Origin of the sequence: Streptococcus suis (assembly GCF_046032515.1) — a bacterium.
GTDB classification, from domain to species: Bacteria; Bacillota; Bacilli; order Lactobacillales; family Streptococcaceae; genus Streptococcus; species Streptococcus suis_AL.
The window spans coordinates 60,833-77,608 of sequence record NZ_JARQPJ010000012.1; the positions used below are offsets into that span (position 1 = coordinate 60,833).

Here is a 16,776-nt window from a genome sequence, read left to right on the forward strand (position 1 = left end):
TTCGCTTCATTTCCAACCTCCAACAGTCACTACTCTGACTGTTGGAGCTATGCGGGGGTGGGAGTAAAATAGTCCAGTGGACTATTTTAGCCCGAGCCAACTGCTTGGAAGTGAGGGGAACTCTTTTTATTTTGGTTGAGTTCTTTCCCACTCCCTTTTTTATAACGATTCTCATTAAATTAAAATTTTCAGAAAACTCTTTGTTTTGATAAATTTTTTTGATATAATACTGGTCGGAACAAATTATTAATGAATCATATTCTGGAAAGGAGGAGTTTGTGTCTTCGATTCAAGCGGAAAATATCCAAGTCTCTTACGACAATCGGATTATTATTGATGAATTATCAACAAGTATTCCAAAAGGAAGTATAACGACAATCATTGGTGCCAATGGCTGTGGAAAATCGACCTTGCTTAAAGCGTTGACAAGGATTATCCCTGTTCAAGAAGGGGCTATCTATTTAGATGGACAAGCCATTTCACAACTACCAACCAAAGAAGTCGCAAAAAAATTAGCCCTGCTCCCTCAGGTCTTAGAAGCGACAGAAGGGATTTCCGTTTATGAACTGGTCTCCTATGGTCGCTTTCCGCATCAAAATGGGCTGGGGCATCTCACTGATCAGGATAGAGAGAAAATCAACTGGGCCTTGGAGGTCACTCAGACCGCTCCCTACGCTAGGTTACCAGTTGATGATTTATCAGGTGGTCAGAGGCAACGTGTGTGGATTGCGATGGCACTTGCTCAAGATACGGATACCATTTTCTTAGATGAACCAACAACCTATCTTGATCTCAATCATCAATTGGAAGTCTTAGAACTTTTAAAAGAACTGAATCAAAGCCGACAGAAAACCATTGTGATGGTCCTTCACGATGTCAATTTATCAGCTCGATTTTCAGATTATATGATTGCCATGAAAGAGGGAGATATTCGCTACCATGGGTCTGTGTCCAATATGATGACAACTGAGATACTGAGGGACATTTTTAGCATTGAACCTCAATTGATGCAGGTTGCTGGTCAAGATTACCCTATTTTGCTAACTTACGATTTAAAAAAATAATAAGGAGAAAAAATGAAAAAGTTTTTAGCTATTTTTAGTTTATTTGTCGGGCTGTTTTTCTTAACAGCTTGTTCTACCTCTTCCTCTTCAACAGACGCAGAATTGTCTAACATGCCAAAGATTGAAGGTATTACTTACCACGGTGACATTCCAAAAAATCCTAAAAAAGTTGTCAACTTTGCTTACTCTTACACAGGCTATCTCTTACAATTAGGAATTGATGTATCTAGCTATAGTCTAGATTTAGAAAAAAATAGTCCTGCATTTGGAGACAAACTAAAGGATGTTCCACAATTGACAACGGCAGATACAGAAGCAATTGCCGCACAAAAACCAGATGTCATTCTAGTATTTGCTGGTGATGATAACTTAGAAACACTGAAAGAAATTGCTCCAGTTATTGAAATCACTTATGGAAAGAGTGACTACCTGAAAATGCTGACAGATGTTGGTCAGATTTTTGGAAAAGAAAAGGAAGCACAAGCCTGGTTAGATCAATGGGATGAGAAAGTTGCTACTGCGAAAGAGGAATTGAAAGGATTGATTGATACAAGTTCAACATTTACTGTCATGGACTTCTTCGATAAAAACATCTTCCTTTACGGTAACAACTTTGGTCGTGGCGGAGAATTAGTTTATCGCGCTCTCGTTTTTTCTGCTCCTGCAAAGGTTCAAGAAGACATTATCAGTAAAGAAGGCTGGTTTGGGGTATCTCAGGAAGCTCTTCCAGAATACGTTGGCGACTATGTGCTTGTTAACGTCAATGATAAAACAAAAGAAGCTGCTGCATCTCTCAAAGAAAGTGATATTTGGAAAAATCTACCTGCTGTAAAGAATGGTCACGTCATCGAGGTAGACTACAACCTCTTCTACTTCTCCGACCCGATGTCTTTAGATTTACAAATTGACGCCTTTGTCTCAGCAATTCAAAAACTTCAGTAAAAGGACTGGATATATGAACAAACTAGCGAGTTCTCATTATCCCAAAACAAAGCCAAAGAATATTTGGCTTGTTTTTTTCATCATCTGTCTTTCTTTCATAGCTGGAGGCTATCTTAGTTTACGTTTTGGAGCTATTTCTTATAGCCACCAACAACTGATAGAAACCCTAAAGCATCCGCTGACAGATTCTTCCGCTCAGGATGTTATCATCGATTTACGCTTGCCTAGAATGGTAGCCGCCATCTTGGTGGGAGCTGCCATGGCTCAAGCTGGGGCAATGATGCAAGGAATTACACGCAATCCGATTGCTGATCCTGGCTTATTAGGAATCAATGCTGGCGCAGGACTTGCTCTCATTGTTGCCTTTGCTCTATTCGGTGGTTTGCACTACAGTCAAATTTTATTAATATGTTTACTGGGCTCCTGTCTGGCAGCCGGTCTAGTCTTTGGTCTAGCTTATCAGGTACAAAAAGGCTACAATCAACTACGTTTAATTTTATCTGGCGCCATGGTAGCAAGTCTATTTTCTGCTATTGGTCAGGCTATTACTATCTACTTTGATTTATCAACTGCAGTGATTGGCTGGCAAGCAGGGGGATTGGTACAGGTAAACTGGAAGATGCTGACCATCATCGCTCCTCTTATCATCATTGGCCTCATCCTTGCTCAACTCTTTTCACATCAGCTGACCATCCTGAGTCTCAACGAAACCGTTGCTAAAAATCTAGGGCAACGAACCTTACTGATGACCTTGATCTTGTTGGGAATTGTCCTTCTACTCTCAGCTTCTGCGGTAGCTCTTGTGGGCTCACTTTCTTTTGTCGGGCTCATTATTCCTCACTTTATCCGCATGTTTACAGGGAAAAATTACAAGCTACTCTTGCCATTAACTGCCTTTGCAGGGGCTAGTTTCCTCATCTGGGTAGATTTGGTTTGCCGTTCTATCAATCCACCTGTTGAAACTCCCATTAGCGCAGTCATCAGTATCATTGGTCTCCCTTGCTTCCTATGGTTGATTAGAAAGGAGAAACACTTTTGATAAGACATCACAACTCTCTAAAAATATTCACATTCCTACTAATCCTTTTATTTGTCATTTTCCTACTTTCCTTATCTATCGGCTATAGCAATTCATCCTTTTCGGATCTCATTGACATCATGAGTGGTCGTGCCAGTTCATCGACTCTACTGATTATTGGGCGAATTCGCTTACCTAGAATAATCGCATCCATTATCGGAGGGGCTTCTCTGGCTTTGGCGGGTTTGTTGCTACAAACTTTGACCCGCAATCCTCTGGCAGATTCTGGAATATTAGGAATCAACGCAGGAGCTGGTCTTGTTGTGGCACTATTTGTCGGTCTCTCTTCAAAAATCAGCCCTGTCTTATTAAGTCTCATGCCTCTATTTGCTATGATGGGCGGTGGATTAACCATTTTTCTAGTTTACTGGATTGCTCGTAAGAAGCTGTACGGCATCCATCCTGCACGCTTAATTATCACGGGAGTTGGAATTTCGAGCATGCTATCTGGTATCATGGTTAGCATCATCAGCCAATTAGATGACTTTAAGATGGAATACATTGTCCAGTGGCTCAGTGGTCGAGTAAATGGTGGAGATTGGAAAACTATCGCAATCTATACTCCTCTTCTTCTCTTGGTATGGCTGGCAACGTTTAGTCGAAGTCGCTCACTCAATATTATGAATCTAAACGACCAGACAGCCATGGCTTTGGGACTCCACTTACAGCGTGAAAGACGGATTACCTTGGTATTGGCTACCGCCCTAGCCTCTCTTAGTGTCATTTTAGTTGGTAATATCACCTTCGTTGGTCTCATTGCTGGTCACATTGTGCGCAAATGGTTAGGAAATGACCATCGTGTCATCATTCCAGCTACTATGATAATAGGAAGCTTCATTCTACTTCTAGCGGATACCATAGGACGAGTACTACTTGTCGGAACAGGCATCCCAACCGGTATCATCGTCTCCCTTATCGGCGCTCCCTATTTTCTGTGGTTACTAAAACAAGAAGGCTAGATGACTCCAGCCTTCTTGTTATTTTTCTAGGTAACGTTCAATATCCTCTTTAAGTTTTAATGGATTAGTCGTTGGTAAATAGCGTTTGACCACACGCCCTTGTCTATCCACCAAAAACTTGGTAAAATTCCACTCGATTCGACCTCCTAATAAGGTCGATTTTTCTTTCTTAAGATAGCGATATAGCGGACTAGCTTCAGATCCATTCACAGCAATTTTAGCAAAACGAGGAAAGGTTGTTCCATAAGTCAAACTACAGGTTTGATTGATTTCTTCAGCAGAACCGGGAGCTTGATTTAAAAATTGATTACAAGGGAAATCCAACACTACAAAACCTTTGTCTTTATAGCTATCATATAGCTCCTGTAGTTCCTTGTATTGTGGTGCCAATCCACAACCTGGCGCTGTATTGACTATAAGTAAAACTTGTCCTTGATACTCAGCCATGGACTGGTCTGTGCCATCTTGTTTTTGTACTATAATTTCATAAATGCTCACTATATATCCTCCTCTAGTCAAAATAAGTGAATAAATGTTCCAATTCATTTGGAGTGAGTTGTCTGTATGCACCTCGTTCCAAATCCCCCAGCTCAAAACCACCAAAGGAGATCCGCTTGAGATAAGTGACCTTGACACCATAGGCTAAAAACATTTTTTTGACCTGATGAAACTTACCTTCTGCCAGTTTGATGGTCGCTCTGCTATGGTCCAAAGAAGCCTCCAAGACAGTCAAATCTGCGGGCTGGCAACGGGTGCCGTCCAAAAAGGTAACGCCTGATGCAAAGAAAGTCGGGGCATCCGGACCCAAGGGACCGTTGACCTCCACATAGTAAACCTTGTCCACATGGTGACTAGGGTGGAGCATACGGTAACCGAGTGGACCGTTGTTGGTGATGAGAACCAGGCCTTCGGTATCCCTGTCTAGACGACCGACGGGGTAGAGACCTTCCCTACTGTCTTGCGAAGAAATCAAGTCGATGACTGTCTGATGCTCTTGGTCTGTCACAGCAGAAACAACCCCTGCTGGTTTGTTGAGTAAATAGTAGACCGAGCCGTTTAGCTCGATTTTTCGCCCTGCCACCTGAATCTCTTGGAGTTCAGGATCGACGATTTGACTGAGACTTTGAGCTGCTTGTCCGTTAATCTTGATTTGCTGGGCTTTAAAAAGTTTTTTAACTTGCTTGCGCGAGCCAACTTTGGCTTTCTCTAAACATTTGTCCAATCTCATATCTCTATTCTAGCATAAAACCTAGGTCTTGACTTTGATTGAAAAAAGACTATAATACTAATTAGTGATATGTATGCAAATGAAATCTAGTTTGCTTGGATTTCCTACTTTTTATAATAAAGGAGAATATCATGGGACTTTTACAAGATGGCAAATGGGTGGATCAATGGTATGACACCAAGTCAACAGGCGGCAAGTTTGTCCGTACTGTCACGCAATTTCGCAACTGGATTACACCCGATGGACAAGCAGGACCGACAGGTGAGGGTGGTTTTAAGGCTGAATCAGGACGTTACCATCTCTACATTTCTTTGGCCTGTCCTTGGGCTAGTCGGACCTTAATCATGCGAAAATTGAAGGGGCTGGAAGACCATATTTCCCTGTCAATCGTTCATCCGCTCATGTTGGAAAATGGTTGGACTTTCGCAGACGGTCCTGGTGTGATCAAGGATTCCCTCTTTAACAGCGACTATCTCTATCAGGTATATTTGAAGGCTGATCCACACTATACAGGACGTGTCACCGTTCCAGTTCTTTGGGATAAGAAAACCAATACAATCGTAAGCAACGAGTCTGCCGAGATTATGCGGATGTTCAATACCGCCTTCAATGACATTACAGGCAACTATGATGACTACTATCCAGAACACCTACAGGCTGAGATTGATGCCATGAATGACTTTGTCTATCCAAACATCAACAACGGAGTCTACAAGGCTGGATTTTCAACCAATCAGAAAGTCTATGAAAAAGAAGTCAACAATCTCTTTGCTACCTTGGATAAATTGGAAGAGCATTTGGCAGACAAGGACTATCTGGTGGGCAATCAGCTGACAGAGGCTGATATTCGACTCTTTACCACCTTGGTACGTTTTGACCCTGTTTACTTTGGGCATTTCAAATGCAATATCAAGGCCTTGGTTGACTATCCAAACTTGTGGGATTATACCAAGCGGATTTACAACCACTCTGGTATTGCGGAGACGGTGGACTTTGACCATATCAAACAGCACTACTACGGTAGCCACAAGAACATTAACCCAACAGGCATTGTTCCAGTAGGACCAGACTTGGACTGGACGCTCTAACAGACAAGGGGAGATGACAGTCTCCCTTTTCGTATGGTATAATAGTTCAGATTTTTTGAAAAGGGGACTTCCATGTCTGAAATTATCGCAAAACGCGTATCCAACTATGAATTGTTTTAGGACTTGGTCTTTGTATTAGCTACCTCTTCACTGACTGGCCTCTTACACGGGGACCATATCGGACTCAGGGAAATTCTAACTTTTATCACCGCTAACCTGATAATTATGACCTTGTGGATTAATGAGACGATTTACCTCAACAAATATGGTGAACGGGATTTGTTGGATATTATCACGATTATTGCGTCCATGTTTGTGGTGGGGCAATTATCCCTAAACTTTAGTCATGATTTTGAAGCAACAGCCCTGCCCTTTACTATCTTTTTGACCCTGTCTTATTTGCTACTTTGCTTGCAGTACTACCTTCGGGGGCGAAAAATCGGTTTTACGGCAGATATAAAAAATAGTCTCTATATGTTTGGGATTTATTTGCTGGTATTTTTCTTGGCTTTGGTAGCTATTTACTTCAATTTCTGGACCTATGATGAAAAGAGCCTCTTGCTTTTTTATCTTCCATTTTTCATTTCCTATTTTTTCAAAGACAAACTCAGCCATGATGTGATGAACTTTCCTCATATCGTAGAACGCTGCCAGCTGATTACTATTATCACCTTTGGTGAAACAGTCATTGCGATTTTGAAAAATTATCCGATTCTAGAACTTCCTTTGGAAGGAATCCTCCTCTTCTTCGCAATGGCGACTCTGTTCATCTTCTATATTTCTCAGACCTATCTCACTATCGACCATCACCGCAAGGCAGATGCGACTGTTCTGCTATACGCTCACTTGGTGATTGTTCTTGGCTTGAATTTCTTCACAGTGGCAATGGAACTTTTCCCTAGTCATCATAATGATTTGGCCTTGCCCATGCTGATTGTAGGAAACCTTCTCTTCTATAGTGGTATCCTTTCGACCTCCTTCTATAATCAACAAGTCCATCAAGTTGGCAGGAGAGGGCTGTTCATCTATGCTCTCATTTTACTAATTGGAAATGTTGCCTTATTGCTGGATGGGCATTCAAATATCCTACTATTTGTTATCTTAAACCTGCTCTCACACGCTATGATTGCCTATCATGTTATTCGCTTCCGCAAAGCCAACCACAGTTTGTTGGGAGAAGATATATAATCATTCAGTTTATTACAGTAAAAGAACAAAAAAAGCAAGGAGACTTCCTAATTCAAAGCCTTCTTGCTTTTTATTATAACTGTATCTAACTATTTTAAAAATAAGTTTAAATCTCCCTTATATGCAGCCCATTCGGAAGTTAAAAATTCTTTTTTTAACTGATAATGAACAGGTGCTTGTTGTTCTGTCAAGAATGGGTGGATATACTTATCAAGCTCCAGCCAGCCTTGCCAACCGATGTGGATTGTATCTTGCATAAAATAATCTATCCCCCCCTGCTCCGACAAATCAGCAATATGATTGAAACCTTGACTGGTCAACTGGTACTTAATCTTTGCTACTGTTGCCCGATACATATCTTTATTGAGACCAGTGTAGTTCATCCAACGTTCATTAACTGGGGGAATTACAAATAGCACATCAGTCTGATGTTTAGCAAATTCATTCAAAACCAGCTGAAAATCATTGTACTCCGGTGATTGCAGATAAGATATTTTTGTCTGGGATTGTTTGAGTTTTTTGATTTTTGACTGAAGACGATTTCTATAAAACCTATCATCAATTTGGAAATCATTTGATTGAGTAGAACGACTCCCGTCCTCATTAGCCACTTTACTCAAGCGGTCATAGGAAAAAGGCTCTGGAAGTTTCATCGCTTCCGTTTCTACCAATCCTAAATTACTACCAGAATCAGCAAAGCGACTAAATAAGGCATCTTGCTTTTCTAATAAATAGGCTTGCCAGGTCAACTGCTCTCTATCCCATTTCGACAATTCCTTACCACCAGCTACTTTTTGAAACATTCCTGTCAAACTACAGTCTGATTTAAGCTCTAAGAAACGCTTTGCTGCATATCTATCATAGTCATCCTCAGCACTTGTTTGCAGAAAATGAGTGGCTTGATCACTACTAAAATATTGTTCAAATGCCTTAGATGATGCCCCTTTGGGTGAAAACCATTGAGGAGAAACAACATAGATAGCCTGACTATTTTTTAAATGTGCCCCAATCTGTTGCATGCCAAAATATTGTGTCAGCGAAGCTGCACCACGTTGTCCTAACAAATAGGGAGTATACTCTCTCTGATAGGCATCTGCCAACACTGACGGATGCATACTATCAAAACGTGACCATTCACTTGACCCAAAGAAAGGAACAAAGCGATGATTTTTGTCTCCCAGAGCTCTATTTTTCTTATATTTGCTCTTAAAACTAATATAAGACAATGCTACTGCATCTTGTTTTTCTTCTTTGAAATTTGACCGAGAAGAACTCGGGAAAAACAACAAGGTGAGAATAACTAAAAACGTTGCACAAATCACAGGCCCAAAAATCTGCCACAATTGCTTACGCATGCATCAACTCCACAACACCAGAAATGATTTTGTTAGCTGTATTCCAATCTTCACGACCAAACTCTGAAACTGGAACTGTAATATTAAAACGACTTTCTAACTCCACAATAAGTTCTACGGTCCCCATACTATCCAAAACACCCGCATCAAATAGGTCTTCATCCATCATTTCAGATACATCTTCCATAAATAATTCTTCGATAATATTCAATATTGTTTCTTTTACATCCATTTTTTATTCCTTTCTACGATTCATACAATCGTTACCTATTGTCTACTTGAACCACAATTTATCTAAAAATCCTGAAAATATCAAGAAAGAGAACATGACCGTATGGAAGGTCACAAACATACCAGCGAAACTCGTCCAACGATTATCCAGCAGTGGTTCTTGCCCAGCTTTTTTTCGAGCTAAATTAATTGATTTCCTCTTACGAATCCAAGCGTCATTGATGATCAACCCCAAAGCATGAAAGAGACCATATGCAATATAATACCATGTTACACCATGCCACAAGCCCATCAAGAGCATATTTAACAGATAGGCAACATTAGATACCGTATTTCGATTTTTGAAAACCTTATGTTTTAACAAAGTCTTAACCAGACGCATGAAGACGAAATCACGGAACCAAAAAGATAAGCTGATATGCCATCGATTCCAAAATTCCTTAAGATCACGCGATTTGAACGGTTGATCAAAGTTAATTGGGCAACGAATACCCATAAGATTGGAAATACCTATGGCAAACATGGAATAGCCTGCAAAGTCAAAGAATAATTCAAAACCATAGAGATACATAACTCCAATAGTAGGTAAGTTAAACCATCCACCTTGATCCAAGGCGACTGCCTTTAAAGGCTCCAGTAAAGTATGCCCGATAAAATAGGCTAGAATAAACTTATATAAGAAGCCCATCATAATATAATGCACAGTCTGATCGAGCATATTTAATAACTCAGTTCGCTCAGGAATTTGTTTGTAATCTTCCGTAAACCGTCTATAACGATCAATAGGACCACTCGAAATAGTTGGCATAAATAACAAAAATCGTAAAAAACTCCCTAAACTAAATTCCGTTAGTAAACCGTCCCGCATTTCAATCATCATTCCGACCGACCGAAACGTTAAATAAGAAATACCTAAAAAACCGAAAATTGCCCCATGCTGACTAAAAGTCGGTGCCAACTTTACCCAAGTCAACGGAAAAACAGCTAAACATACGATTAAATAGAAGACCCAGCTTTGATTTGCCCGTTGACGATAATGCTTGTAGAAAAAAATCAACATTGTCTGCCAAATGATATAGGCCAATAAAGACAGCAACTGTATTGTCTTTGTACCTGTAAACATCAAGACAATGAAGGCTAAACTAACACCTGTTTCATACAAGGGGAAACGTTTTTTAAAAAAGAGTCCTATAAAAATTGGTACTAGCGCCAAGACTAGATAGAAAAAGTACAATGGATTCCCATAAGGCTCTAACTGAGGTAGCTGTTTGAAAAACTCCATCATTGAGCATTCACCTCAGCGATCAACCCCTTAATATCAATCTTCCCATTTGCAGTCAAAGGAAGACTGTCTCGATAAATAAACTTCGAAGGCATCATATAATCCATCATCCGTTCTTTTAACTCCTGTTTGATGACCTTGGTTAACTCCAACTCTCGATCAAACTGCTCCATAATCCCTGCTTTAGGGACAACATAAGCTAACAGATTTTGCACTTTATGGTCAGCATTATAACGTGGAACAGCCACCGCAGCCTCAATATAGACTGATTTATTTAAGTGTTGGGCAACTTCTTCCAACTCAATACGATAACCATTATATTTAATTTGGAAATCCATACGTCCGCCATAGAGTAACAGACCTTCATTTGTCATTACACCCAAATCCCCAGTATGATAGGCCTGTAAGCCGTCAAACTGGAAAAATGCAGTCTCGGTTCTCTCAGGATTATTCAAATATCCTTTAGAGACAGCAGGACCTGATACAACAATTTCTCCCTGTTGACCATTCGGTACTACTTGACCATCCTCATCCAAAATAAAAGTTGGCGAGTCTGGTTTGGTATAACCAATCGGCAAACGTTTATAATTCACCAGCATCTCATCAGTTATGGCAACTGCTGATAAGGCGACTGTAGCTTCGGTCGGTCCATAAGCGTTAACAATCACAGCTTTTGGAAAACGTTCGCGGAGCTTCTGAGCTGTTTTTACAGTTAACTCCTCTCCGTCAAAATAGAAATGCGTCAAATCTGGTAAATGTTCCCCATCGAACTCACGAGATAGCAAAGCCATATCTACAAATGATGGTGTCGAAGTCCAAATTTTAAATGGCAAAGTTTGAATAGCTGCAAATAAAGTCTTAAAATCCAAAGTCAACTCTTTCGGTAGAGCAAATAAGGTCCCACCAAGGGCAAGCGTCGGAGCCCAATACATAACCGATAAGTCAAACGAATAGGAAGGTTGAGCCAACATTTGTGGTCGCTCTGGTAGCGCAAACTCCTTATCCCTTATCATCCAGTTAGTAAAGCTGAGCAAATTGTCATGCGAAATTTGCACCCCTTTTGGTTTACCCGTCGTCCCAGAAGTGAAGATAATATAGTAGGTATCTTCTCCGCTTACAGGATGCATCAACTGATAAGTCGATTTCCTCTCAAAAATGGCCTCCACTTCAGACAAACCAAGCACTGGCAAACTTGTCTCTAGCGGAAAGTCTGCTACCGCAAATACCAAACTCGGCTCTGCTATTTCCAGAATGGCTTCAATCCGATCCAAAGCAGAATGACTATCTACAGGGATATACGGATGACCAGCCTTGGTTAAGGCAACAAAGATTGCCAACATCTGGTACTCCTGTCCGCCAAAAACAAGGACAGGAGAATTTGCTGGTAAATCCAAACTATCAATATGGGCTGCTAAAGAATCTGAATCTGCTTTTAAATCCCCATAACTATACAACTGTCCTAGATAATGGTAAACAGGGTAGTCAGGATTTTCTGTTGCAAAATGCTCTACCCGCTCTAACATGCTGCTAATCTTTTTTTTACTCTCCTCCTTAAAACTCATTATAGATAAACCCTCCCTGTCCAATGTCTAAATAACTATACAGATACAAAAGTAGTAACAATATAAAAAAATAAAACAGGGTTCTACAGATAAATCGTACAACTGGATGTTGCATGTTCTATCTCCTTCCATCTCTTATTCCTGTGAATTGCTTTAAATACAATGTCTAGTCAATCTTGACTTACTTCGAACTCATTCCATTCATTAAATGATTAATTTTAAATCAACCCATATTTTACCATAATTTTGTCAATTTATTTCTTTTTTCGCTAAAAAATACAAGAATATACCTGTTATACAAAGACTGTATTTTTTATCAATGCAATGTAAAAAGTTTAGAACAATTACAATATCCTAAACTTTTCACTCTTTAATTTATCTAAGAAAAATTACAACCGAGACCCAAGAAATATGGAATTCGTGTCAACATCTCATCCGCAAAAAATGTGAGGTCTATTACATAATTTCTTGCACAATCTCTAATTTAGATGCCTAAATCTCTCCAATATTTCATACGCTTTTCATTTGAATAAAAGCTCACATGAACCACTGTTCTCTATCCATATGAAGTCAACAAAAAATAGAAATCTTAGCTAAAAATATTTTTGACAAAAGTTGTAAAACGATTCCAAAGATCCCAAAACCATGAAGAGTTTTCAGGAGTCTTTGGCTGTTGTGTTTTAACTGGTCCAATAATACTTATCTCTTGATTTTTGAACTTGGTATTTTCAAATTTAGCTTGTATCTTAATATTATTTGGATTTCTATCTCCAATCGCTTTTTGAAGTTGCTCATCCGTAATCGGTTTGTGTTTTCCTGCTACAGTCTGATCAGCAGTTACTTTCTCCTCAGCATGCACCGTTGTCCCAATAACAGAGGTAACTGCAAGAGTTGTAATGAGTGTTAAAGCTGCTAGTTTTGAATTAGCTCGTTTCATGTAGTGTCTCCTTTTACAAAGTACTAGTTTTTTTAATATGAAGGTTTATAAATTAATTGCGCTAAATATTACAAGATTATGAACATTTGAATAACACTTTAATTATTGACTATTTAAATCCAAATAATCTTTGTATACCAAAACCTTCACGAAATCTTTTGAAAAACAGTTTGACTTTGTCCCAAAATTTCCAATGCCAAGGCCCGTTCAAATTTTTTGGATTAGTATTCTGACTACTAATAGATTTCACCATAATTCCTTCATTTTCAATGAAATTAGATGAAGATTCCAATTTCATAAACACTCCTTCGCTCATTGGTTTCAGTTCTCCAGATGAAGTGACATGGTAATCTTTTGCACCAGCAGTTACGCCACCTGCAGTGCTCATCAGAAGAGCAAGAGCCATAGCACACAGACCAACTTTATAACTACGTTTTGTTACAATACGTTTCATTTTTGAAACGTCTCCTTTATACAATATTCGCCCTTTTTTTAGACAATGTAGTGCCAGTATAGCACAAAAAAATAACTCAAAAACCAACTTTAAAAAATGATTATATAAAAACCAGAAAACTACCTGAAAAAAATGAAAACGTTATACGAAACGTAGAGAAAATGATACTGTTTCGCTCATTTCACTTGTCCCTATCAATTTTCAACATGATAAAGGATAGCAATACCTCTTGTTGAAATTTTCTCTCACATACAACTTAATGTTATAATCCATTCAATATATAACAACTGATATGGATTATCAGAATAGCAAAAGGCATGCCCTTAAAAATATAAGTTACATGCCTTTTCACAATTTTTGTCAAATTCATAATGGAAAAAGAACCTAGATTCATTCAGAAATTATACTTGTTGTACTGTTACAACCAACTTTATGTCTAAGAATAATCGATTACAACATACTACACTAATTTACTCGCTGCGGCTTGGTCGAGGATAAGAACGGCATCGTCATGGTTTTGGAGGATACTTGCTGGGACATCTTCTGTCACAGGACCTTCCACAGTCGCCTTAATGGCGTCAGCTTTTTCCTGACCATAAGCCATGAGGACAATGGTCTTGGCTGCCATAATGTTGGCGATGCCCATTGAGATAGCTTGTTTTGGTACATCTTCTGGATTGTCAAAGAAGCGTGCATTGGCTTCGATGGTTGATGGCGCCAATTCAACCAGATGAGTCTGACCATCAAATGGAGCACCCGGTTCGTTGAAACCGATATGGCCGTTGCGACCGATACCCAAAATTTGGAAATCAACTGGATATTCAGCCAGAATTTTATTGTAACGTCCTGTTTCAGCAACTACATCTGTCGCCAAACCATTCGGTAAAAAAGATTGTTTAAACGGTTTGGCATTGAAAAGATTTTCCTTCATAAAATGGATATAGGATTGGTCGCTCTCCTCACCTAAACCAACATACTCATCCAAGTTTATAGATGTCACATCTGAAAAGTCTAAATCCGACTCACGAATCAATCTGTAAAATTCTAACGGACTGGAGCCTGTTGCCAAACCTAATACCTTGGCACCTCCGTTCAATTTTTCTCTCAAAATATCTAATGCTACAGTTGCTCCTTCAACTTGATTGTTTACTACATGAATTTTCATAGCGCACCTCTTTGGTATATACCATTTCTTATTTTTCTTTATTATATGGTATAGACCAATTTTTGTCAAGAATTTATACTTATAGAATATTACATCAACCCGAATAATTTTAATTCTCTTCCCATCCATCAAGACTTAAGTGTCTAACTATGATATAATACATTTATGACAGATGTGCTTTTTTACTTATTTTTTATTGGTATTCTGTTCTGCCTTACTGGCTATTTTATTTCTAAATCAAAGGTCCTAAAGTTTATTTTCTACCTGATTGGTAGTCTATTGGTGGCTTTGCCATTTGCCCTATTGATTTATTTTACCTATATTTTATTTTAGTCTAAGGAGTGAATATGAATACTGCAGATTTTGATTTTGATTTACCCGAAGAGCTTATCGCTCAAGTTCCCCTTGAAAAGCGCGACAGCTCTAAACTATTGATCCTCGACCGCGAAAAACGGAGCATGGTCGACAGCCACTTTGACCACATCATTGACCAACTTCATCCAGGCGATGCACTGGTCATGAACAACACGCGCGTGCTCCCTGCCCGCCTTTATGGCTACAAGCCTGAAACCAATGGACATGTGGAGCTTTTGCTTTTGAAAAATACCCAAGGTGACCAGTGGGAAGTTCTTGCTAAACCAGCTAAACGCCTGAAAGTCGGCACCACAGTTGCCTTTGGAGACGGACGATTGACTGCTACTATCGTAGAAGAATTAGAACACGGTGGAAGAATTGTTGAATTCTCCTATGAAGGTATCTTCCTTGAAGTCTTGGAAAGCCTAGGCGAAATGCCACTTCCACCTTACATTCATGAAAAATTAGAAGACCGTGAACGCTATCAAACAGTTTATGCCAAGGAAAACGGTTCTGCCGCAGCTCCAACTGCTGGACTACATTTCACCCAAGAATTACTCGAAAAAATCGAAGCTAAAGGAGTGAAACTAGTCTATCTGACTCTTCACGTTGGGCTTGGGACCTTCCGACCAGTCTCTGTTGATAACGTTGATGAGCATGAAATGCACTCGGAATTCTATAACCTATCAGCTGAAGCTGCTCAAACTCTCAATCAGGTCAAAGATAGCGGTGGGCGTATCGTCGCAGTCGGCACAACATCCATCCGCACCCTCGAAACCATCGGTAATAAATTTGATGGCCGTTTGGAAGCTGATTCTGGTTGGACAAATATCTTCATCAAACCTGGCTACACCTTCCGAATTGTTGATGCCTTCTCAACCAATTTCCACCTGCCAAAATCTACTTTGGTTATGCTAGTTTCTGCCTTTGCAGGTAGAGAATTTACGTTAGATGCCTATAAACATGCTGTTGAAGAACGCTACCGCTTCTTTAGTTTTGGGGATGCAATGTTCATTCAATAGGCTGTTGTCACCAAATTATTCTGAGTTCAGATTTTATTTTCCTTACATCTCAAGGAGGGCCCTATGAATAAGATTGAAAGTCGCCATCAGCTGATCCTGTCTCTAATCATGGAGAAGAAAATACACACCCAGCAGGAATTGCAAGAATTACTAGAGGTCAATGGAGTCTCCGTCACCCAATCTACCCTCTCCCGTGACATCAAGATGCTCAATCTTGTCAAAGTCAACGAAGATGATTCTTCTCACTATGTCATCAACCCCATTGCTCCTACTCGCTGGGAAAAACGACTGCGACTCTATATGGAAGATGCTTTGGTCATGCTAAAACCTATCCAACATCAAGTGGTTCTCAAGACCCTACCTGGATTGGCTAACTCATTCGGTTCTATTTTGGATGCCATGGAGATTCCTCAAATTGTAGCAACCGTCTGCGGTGACGATGTCTGTCTCATCATTTGTGAAGATGTCGAGGGGGCACAAGCTTGCTTCGAGCACTTGAAACAGTTTACTCCACCATTTTTCTTTAGTAAATTATAAAAATTTATGTTCACAAACAACAGACTTAATTTTAAAGATAATTTTTCAAATAAATATCAATAACTTCCCTTTATACTCATAAACGAAAATATAACATATAAGCGTTTTATTGTAGAATAGTCTAACTTGACTTATTCTATATTCAGATGGGTTCTATTTCTAAGACAGCATATAATAAATCACACTTTCATATATTTTTGTCCACTTCTTGTAAACAGTGACACATTTCTATCTCATCTTTCAATGTTATTCTGGCTCTTTGTCAACTGTAGTGGGTAGATGAAAAGCTAACACCTAGAGAGGACGAACTTCGTTCTCTCTTTCTTTATG

18 protein-coding genes are annotated in these 16,776 nt (G+C 39.5%); 8 read left to right on the top strand and 10 right to left on the bottom strand.

What is annotated here, in order from left to right; all coding sequences use genetic code 11:
* Positions 1 to 278: 278 nt before the first annotated feature.
* Genes P7J49_RS06805 through P7J49_RS06820 form a run of 4 tightly spaced genes read left to right on the top strand, consistent with a single transcriptional unit; the run spans position 279 to position 4,043 of the window.
* The gene (locus P7J49_RS06805; RefSeq protein ID WP_014636900.1) at positions 279 to 1,064 is read left to right on the top strand and encodes an ABC transporter ATP-binding protein; all 786 of its coding nucleotides are present in this window, start codon (positions 279 to 281) and stop codon (positions 1,062 to 1,064) included.
* 12 nt (positions 1,065 to 1,076) lie between these two features.
* Complete coding sequence (locus tag P7J49_RS06810; RefSeq protein ID WP_408570141.1) at positions 1,077 to 2,006, top strand: ABC transporter substrate-binding protein; 930 nt, start codon at positions 1,077 to 1,079, stop codon at positions 2,004 to 2,006.
* Positions 2,007 to 2,019: 13 nt separating this feature from the next.
* A complete protein-coding gene (locus tag P7J49_RS06815) occupies positions 2,020 to 3,045 on the top strand; it encodes a FecCD family ABC transporter permease (RefSeq protein ID WP_408570143.1) in 1,026 nt (341 codons plus the stop codon).
* Positions 3,042 to 4,043: a FecCD family ABC transporter permease gene (locus P7J49_RS06820; RefSeq protein ID WP_024407563.1), complete on the top strand. Its 1,002-nt coding sequence runs from the start codon at positions 3,042 to 3,044 to the stop codon at positions 4,041 to 4,043. The genes P7J49_RS06815 and P7J49_RS06820 overlap by 4 nt, the downstream gene beginning before the upstream one ends.
* An 18-nt stretch (positions 4,044 to 4,061) precedes the next feature.
* Here P7J49_RS06820 and P7J49_RS06825 read toward each other — a convergent pair whose 3' ends face one another.
* Together P7J49_RS06825 and P7J49_RS06830 are read right to left on the bottom strand one after the other, a co-directional pair.
* On the bottom strand, positions 4,062 to 4,544 hold the full coding sequence (locus P7J49_RS06825; RefSeq protein ID WP_408570157.1) for a glutathione peroxidase: 483 nt from the start codon (positions 4,542 to 4,544) through the stop codon (positions 4,062 to 4,064).
* Between the two features lie 10 nt (positions 4,545 to 4,554).
* Positions 4,555 to 5,271 (bottom strand): pseudouridine synthase, encoded by a 717-nt coding sequence (locus P7J49_RS06830; protein ID WP_408570145.1) that lies wholly within the window; start codon positions 5,269 to 5,271, stop codon positions 4,555 to 4,557.
* 131 nt (positions 5,272 to 5,402) lie between these two features.
* On the opposite strand from P7J49_RS06830, the gene P7J49_RS06835 reads away from it, so the two are divergent.
* Positions 5,403 to 6,359 carry a glutathione S-transferase family protein gene (locus P7J49_RS06835; protein ID WP_408570146.1) on the top strand — a complete coding sequence of 319 codons (957 nt, stop codon included), beginning with the start codon at positions 5,403 to 5,405 and terminating at the stop codon, positions 6,357 to 6,359.
* 123 nt (positions 6,360 to 6,482) lie between these two features.
* Entirely contained in the window at positions 6,483 to 7,547 is a 1,065-nt protein-coding gene (locus P7J49_RS06840) for a low temperature requirement protein A (protein WP_257209536.1), read from the top strand.
* An 89-nt stretch (positions 7,548 to 7,636) separates the two neighbouring features.
* On the opposite strand, the gene dltD is transcribed toward P7J49_RS06840, so the two are convergent.
* The 8 genes from dltD to P7J49_RS06880 all read right to left on the bottom strand — a co-directional run bounded on the left by dltD (position 7,637) and on the right by P7J49_RS06880 (position 14,533).
* On the bottom strand, positions 7,637 to 8,902 hold the full coding sequence (gene dltD / locus P7J49_RS06845; RefSeq protein ID WP_029179772.1) for a D-alanyl-lipoteichoic acid biosynthesis protein DltD: 1,266 nt from the start codon (positions 8,900 to 8,902) through the stop codon (positions 7,637 to 7,639).
* A complete protein-coding gene (dltC, locus tag P7J49_RS06850) occupies positions 8,895 to 9,134 on the bottom strand; it encodes a D-alanine--poly(phosphoribitol) ligase subunit DltC (protein WP_002937198.1) in 240 nt (79 codons plus the stop codon). Before dltC ends, dltD begins: the two co-directional genes overlap by 8 nt.
* 42 nt (positions 9,135 to 9,176) lie before the next feature.
* On the bottom strand, positions 9,177 to 10,418 hold the full coding sequence (gene dltB / locus P7J49_RS06855) for a D-alanyl-lipoteichoic acid biosynthesis protein DltB (RefSeq protein WP_024378246.1): 1,242 nt from the start codon (positions 10,416 to 10,418) through the stop codon (positions 9,177 to 9,179).
* The gene (gene dltA, locus P7J49_RS06860; RefSeq protein WP_408570149.1) at positions 10,415 to 11,977 is read right to left on the bottom strand and encodes a D-alanine--poly(phosphoribitol) ligase subunit DltA; all 1,563 of its coding nucleotides are present in this window, start codon (positions 11,975 to 11,977) and stop codon (positions 10,415 to 10,417) included. Before dltA ends, dltB begins: the two co-directional genes overlap by 4 nt.
* The gene (dltX, locus tag P7J49_RS06865) at positions 11,967 to 12,092 is read right to left on the bottom strand and encodes a teichoic acid D-Ala incorporation-associated protein DltX (protein WP_002937209.1); all 126 of its coding nucleotides are present in this window, start codon (positions 12,090 to 12,092) and stop codon (positions 11,967 to 11,969) included. Before dltX ends, dltA begins: the two co-directional genes overlap by 11 nt.
* 474 nt (positions 12,093 to 12,566) lie before the next feature.
* Positions 12,567 to 12,914 (bottom strand): hypothetical protein, encoded by a 348-nt coding sequence (locus P7J49_RS06870; protein ID WP_408570151.1) that lies wholly within the window; start codon positions 12,912 to 12,914, stop codon positions 12,567 to 12,569.
* A 109-nt stretch (positions 12,915 to 13,023) separates the two neighbouring features.
* Positions 13,024 to 13,368 (bottom strand): SSU0592/SSU0593 family protein, encoded by a 345-nt coding sequence (locus P7J49_RS06875; RefSeq protein WP_408552039.1) that lies wholly within the window; start codon positions 13,366 to 13,368, stop codon positions 13,024 to 13,026.
* Positions 13,369 to 13,828: 460 nt separating this feature from the next.
* Positions 13,829 to 14,533 carry a glucosamine-6-phosphate deaminase gene (locus P7J49_RS06880; protein ID WP_408570153.1) on the bottom strand — a complete coding sequence of 235 codons (705 nt, stop codon included), beginning with the start codon at positions 14,531 to 14,533 and terminating at the stop codon, positions 13,829 to 13,831.
* A 347-nt stretch (positions 14,534 to 14,880) separates the two neighbouring features.
* On the opposite strand from P7J49_RS06880, the gene queA reads away from it, so the two are divergent.
* Both queA and P7J49_RS06890 read left to right on the top strand, forming a co-directional pair.
* Complete coding sequence (gene queA / locus P7J49_RS06885) at positions 14,881 to 15,909, top strand: tRNA preQ1(34) S-adenosylmethionine ribosyltransferase-isomerase QueA (protein WP_408570155.1); 1,029 nt, start codon at positions 14,881 to 14,883, stop codon at positions 15,907 to 15,909.
* Between the two features lie 63 nt (positions 15,910 to 15,972).
* The gene (locus P7J49_RS06890) at positions 15,973 to 16,446 is read left to right on the top strand and encodes an arginine repressor (protein WP_002941715.1); all 474 of its coding nucleotides are present in this window, start codon (positions 15,973 to 15,975) and stop codon (positions 16,444 to 16,446) included.
* The last annotated feature ends 330 nt before the right edge of the window (positions 16,447 to 16,776 follow it).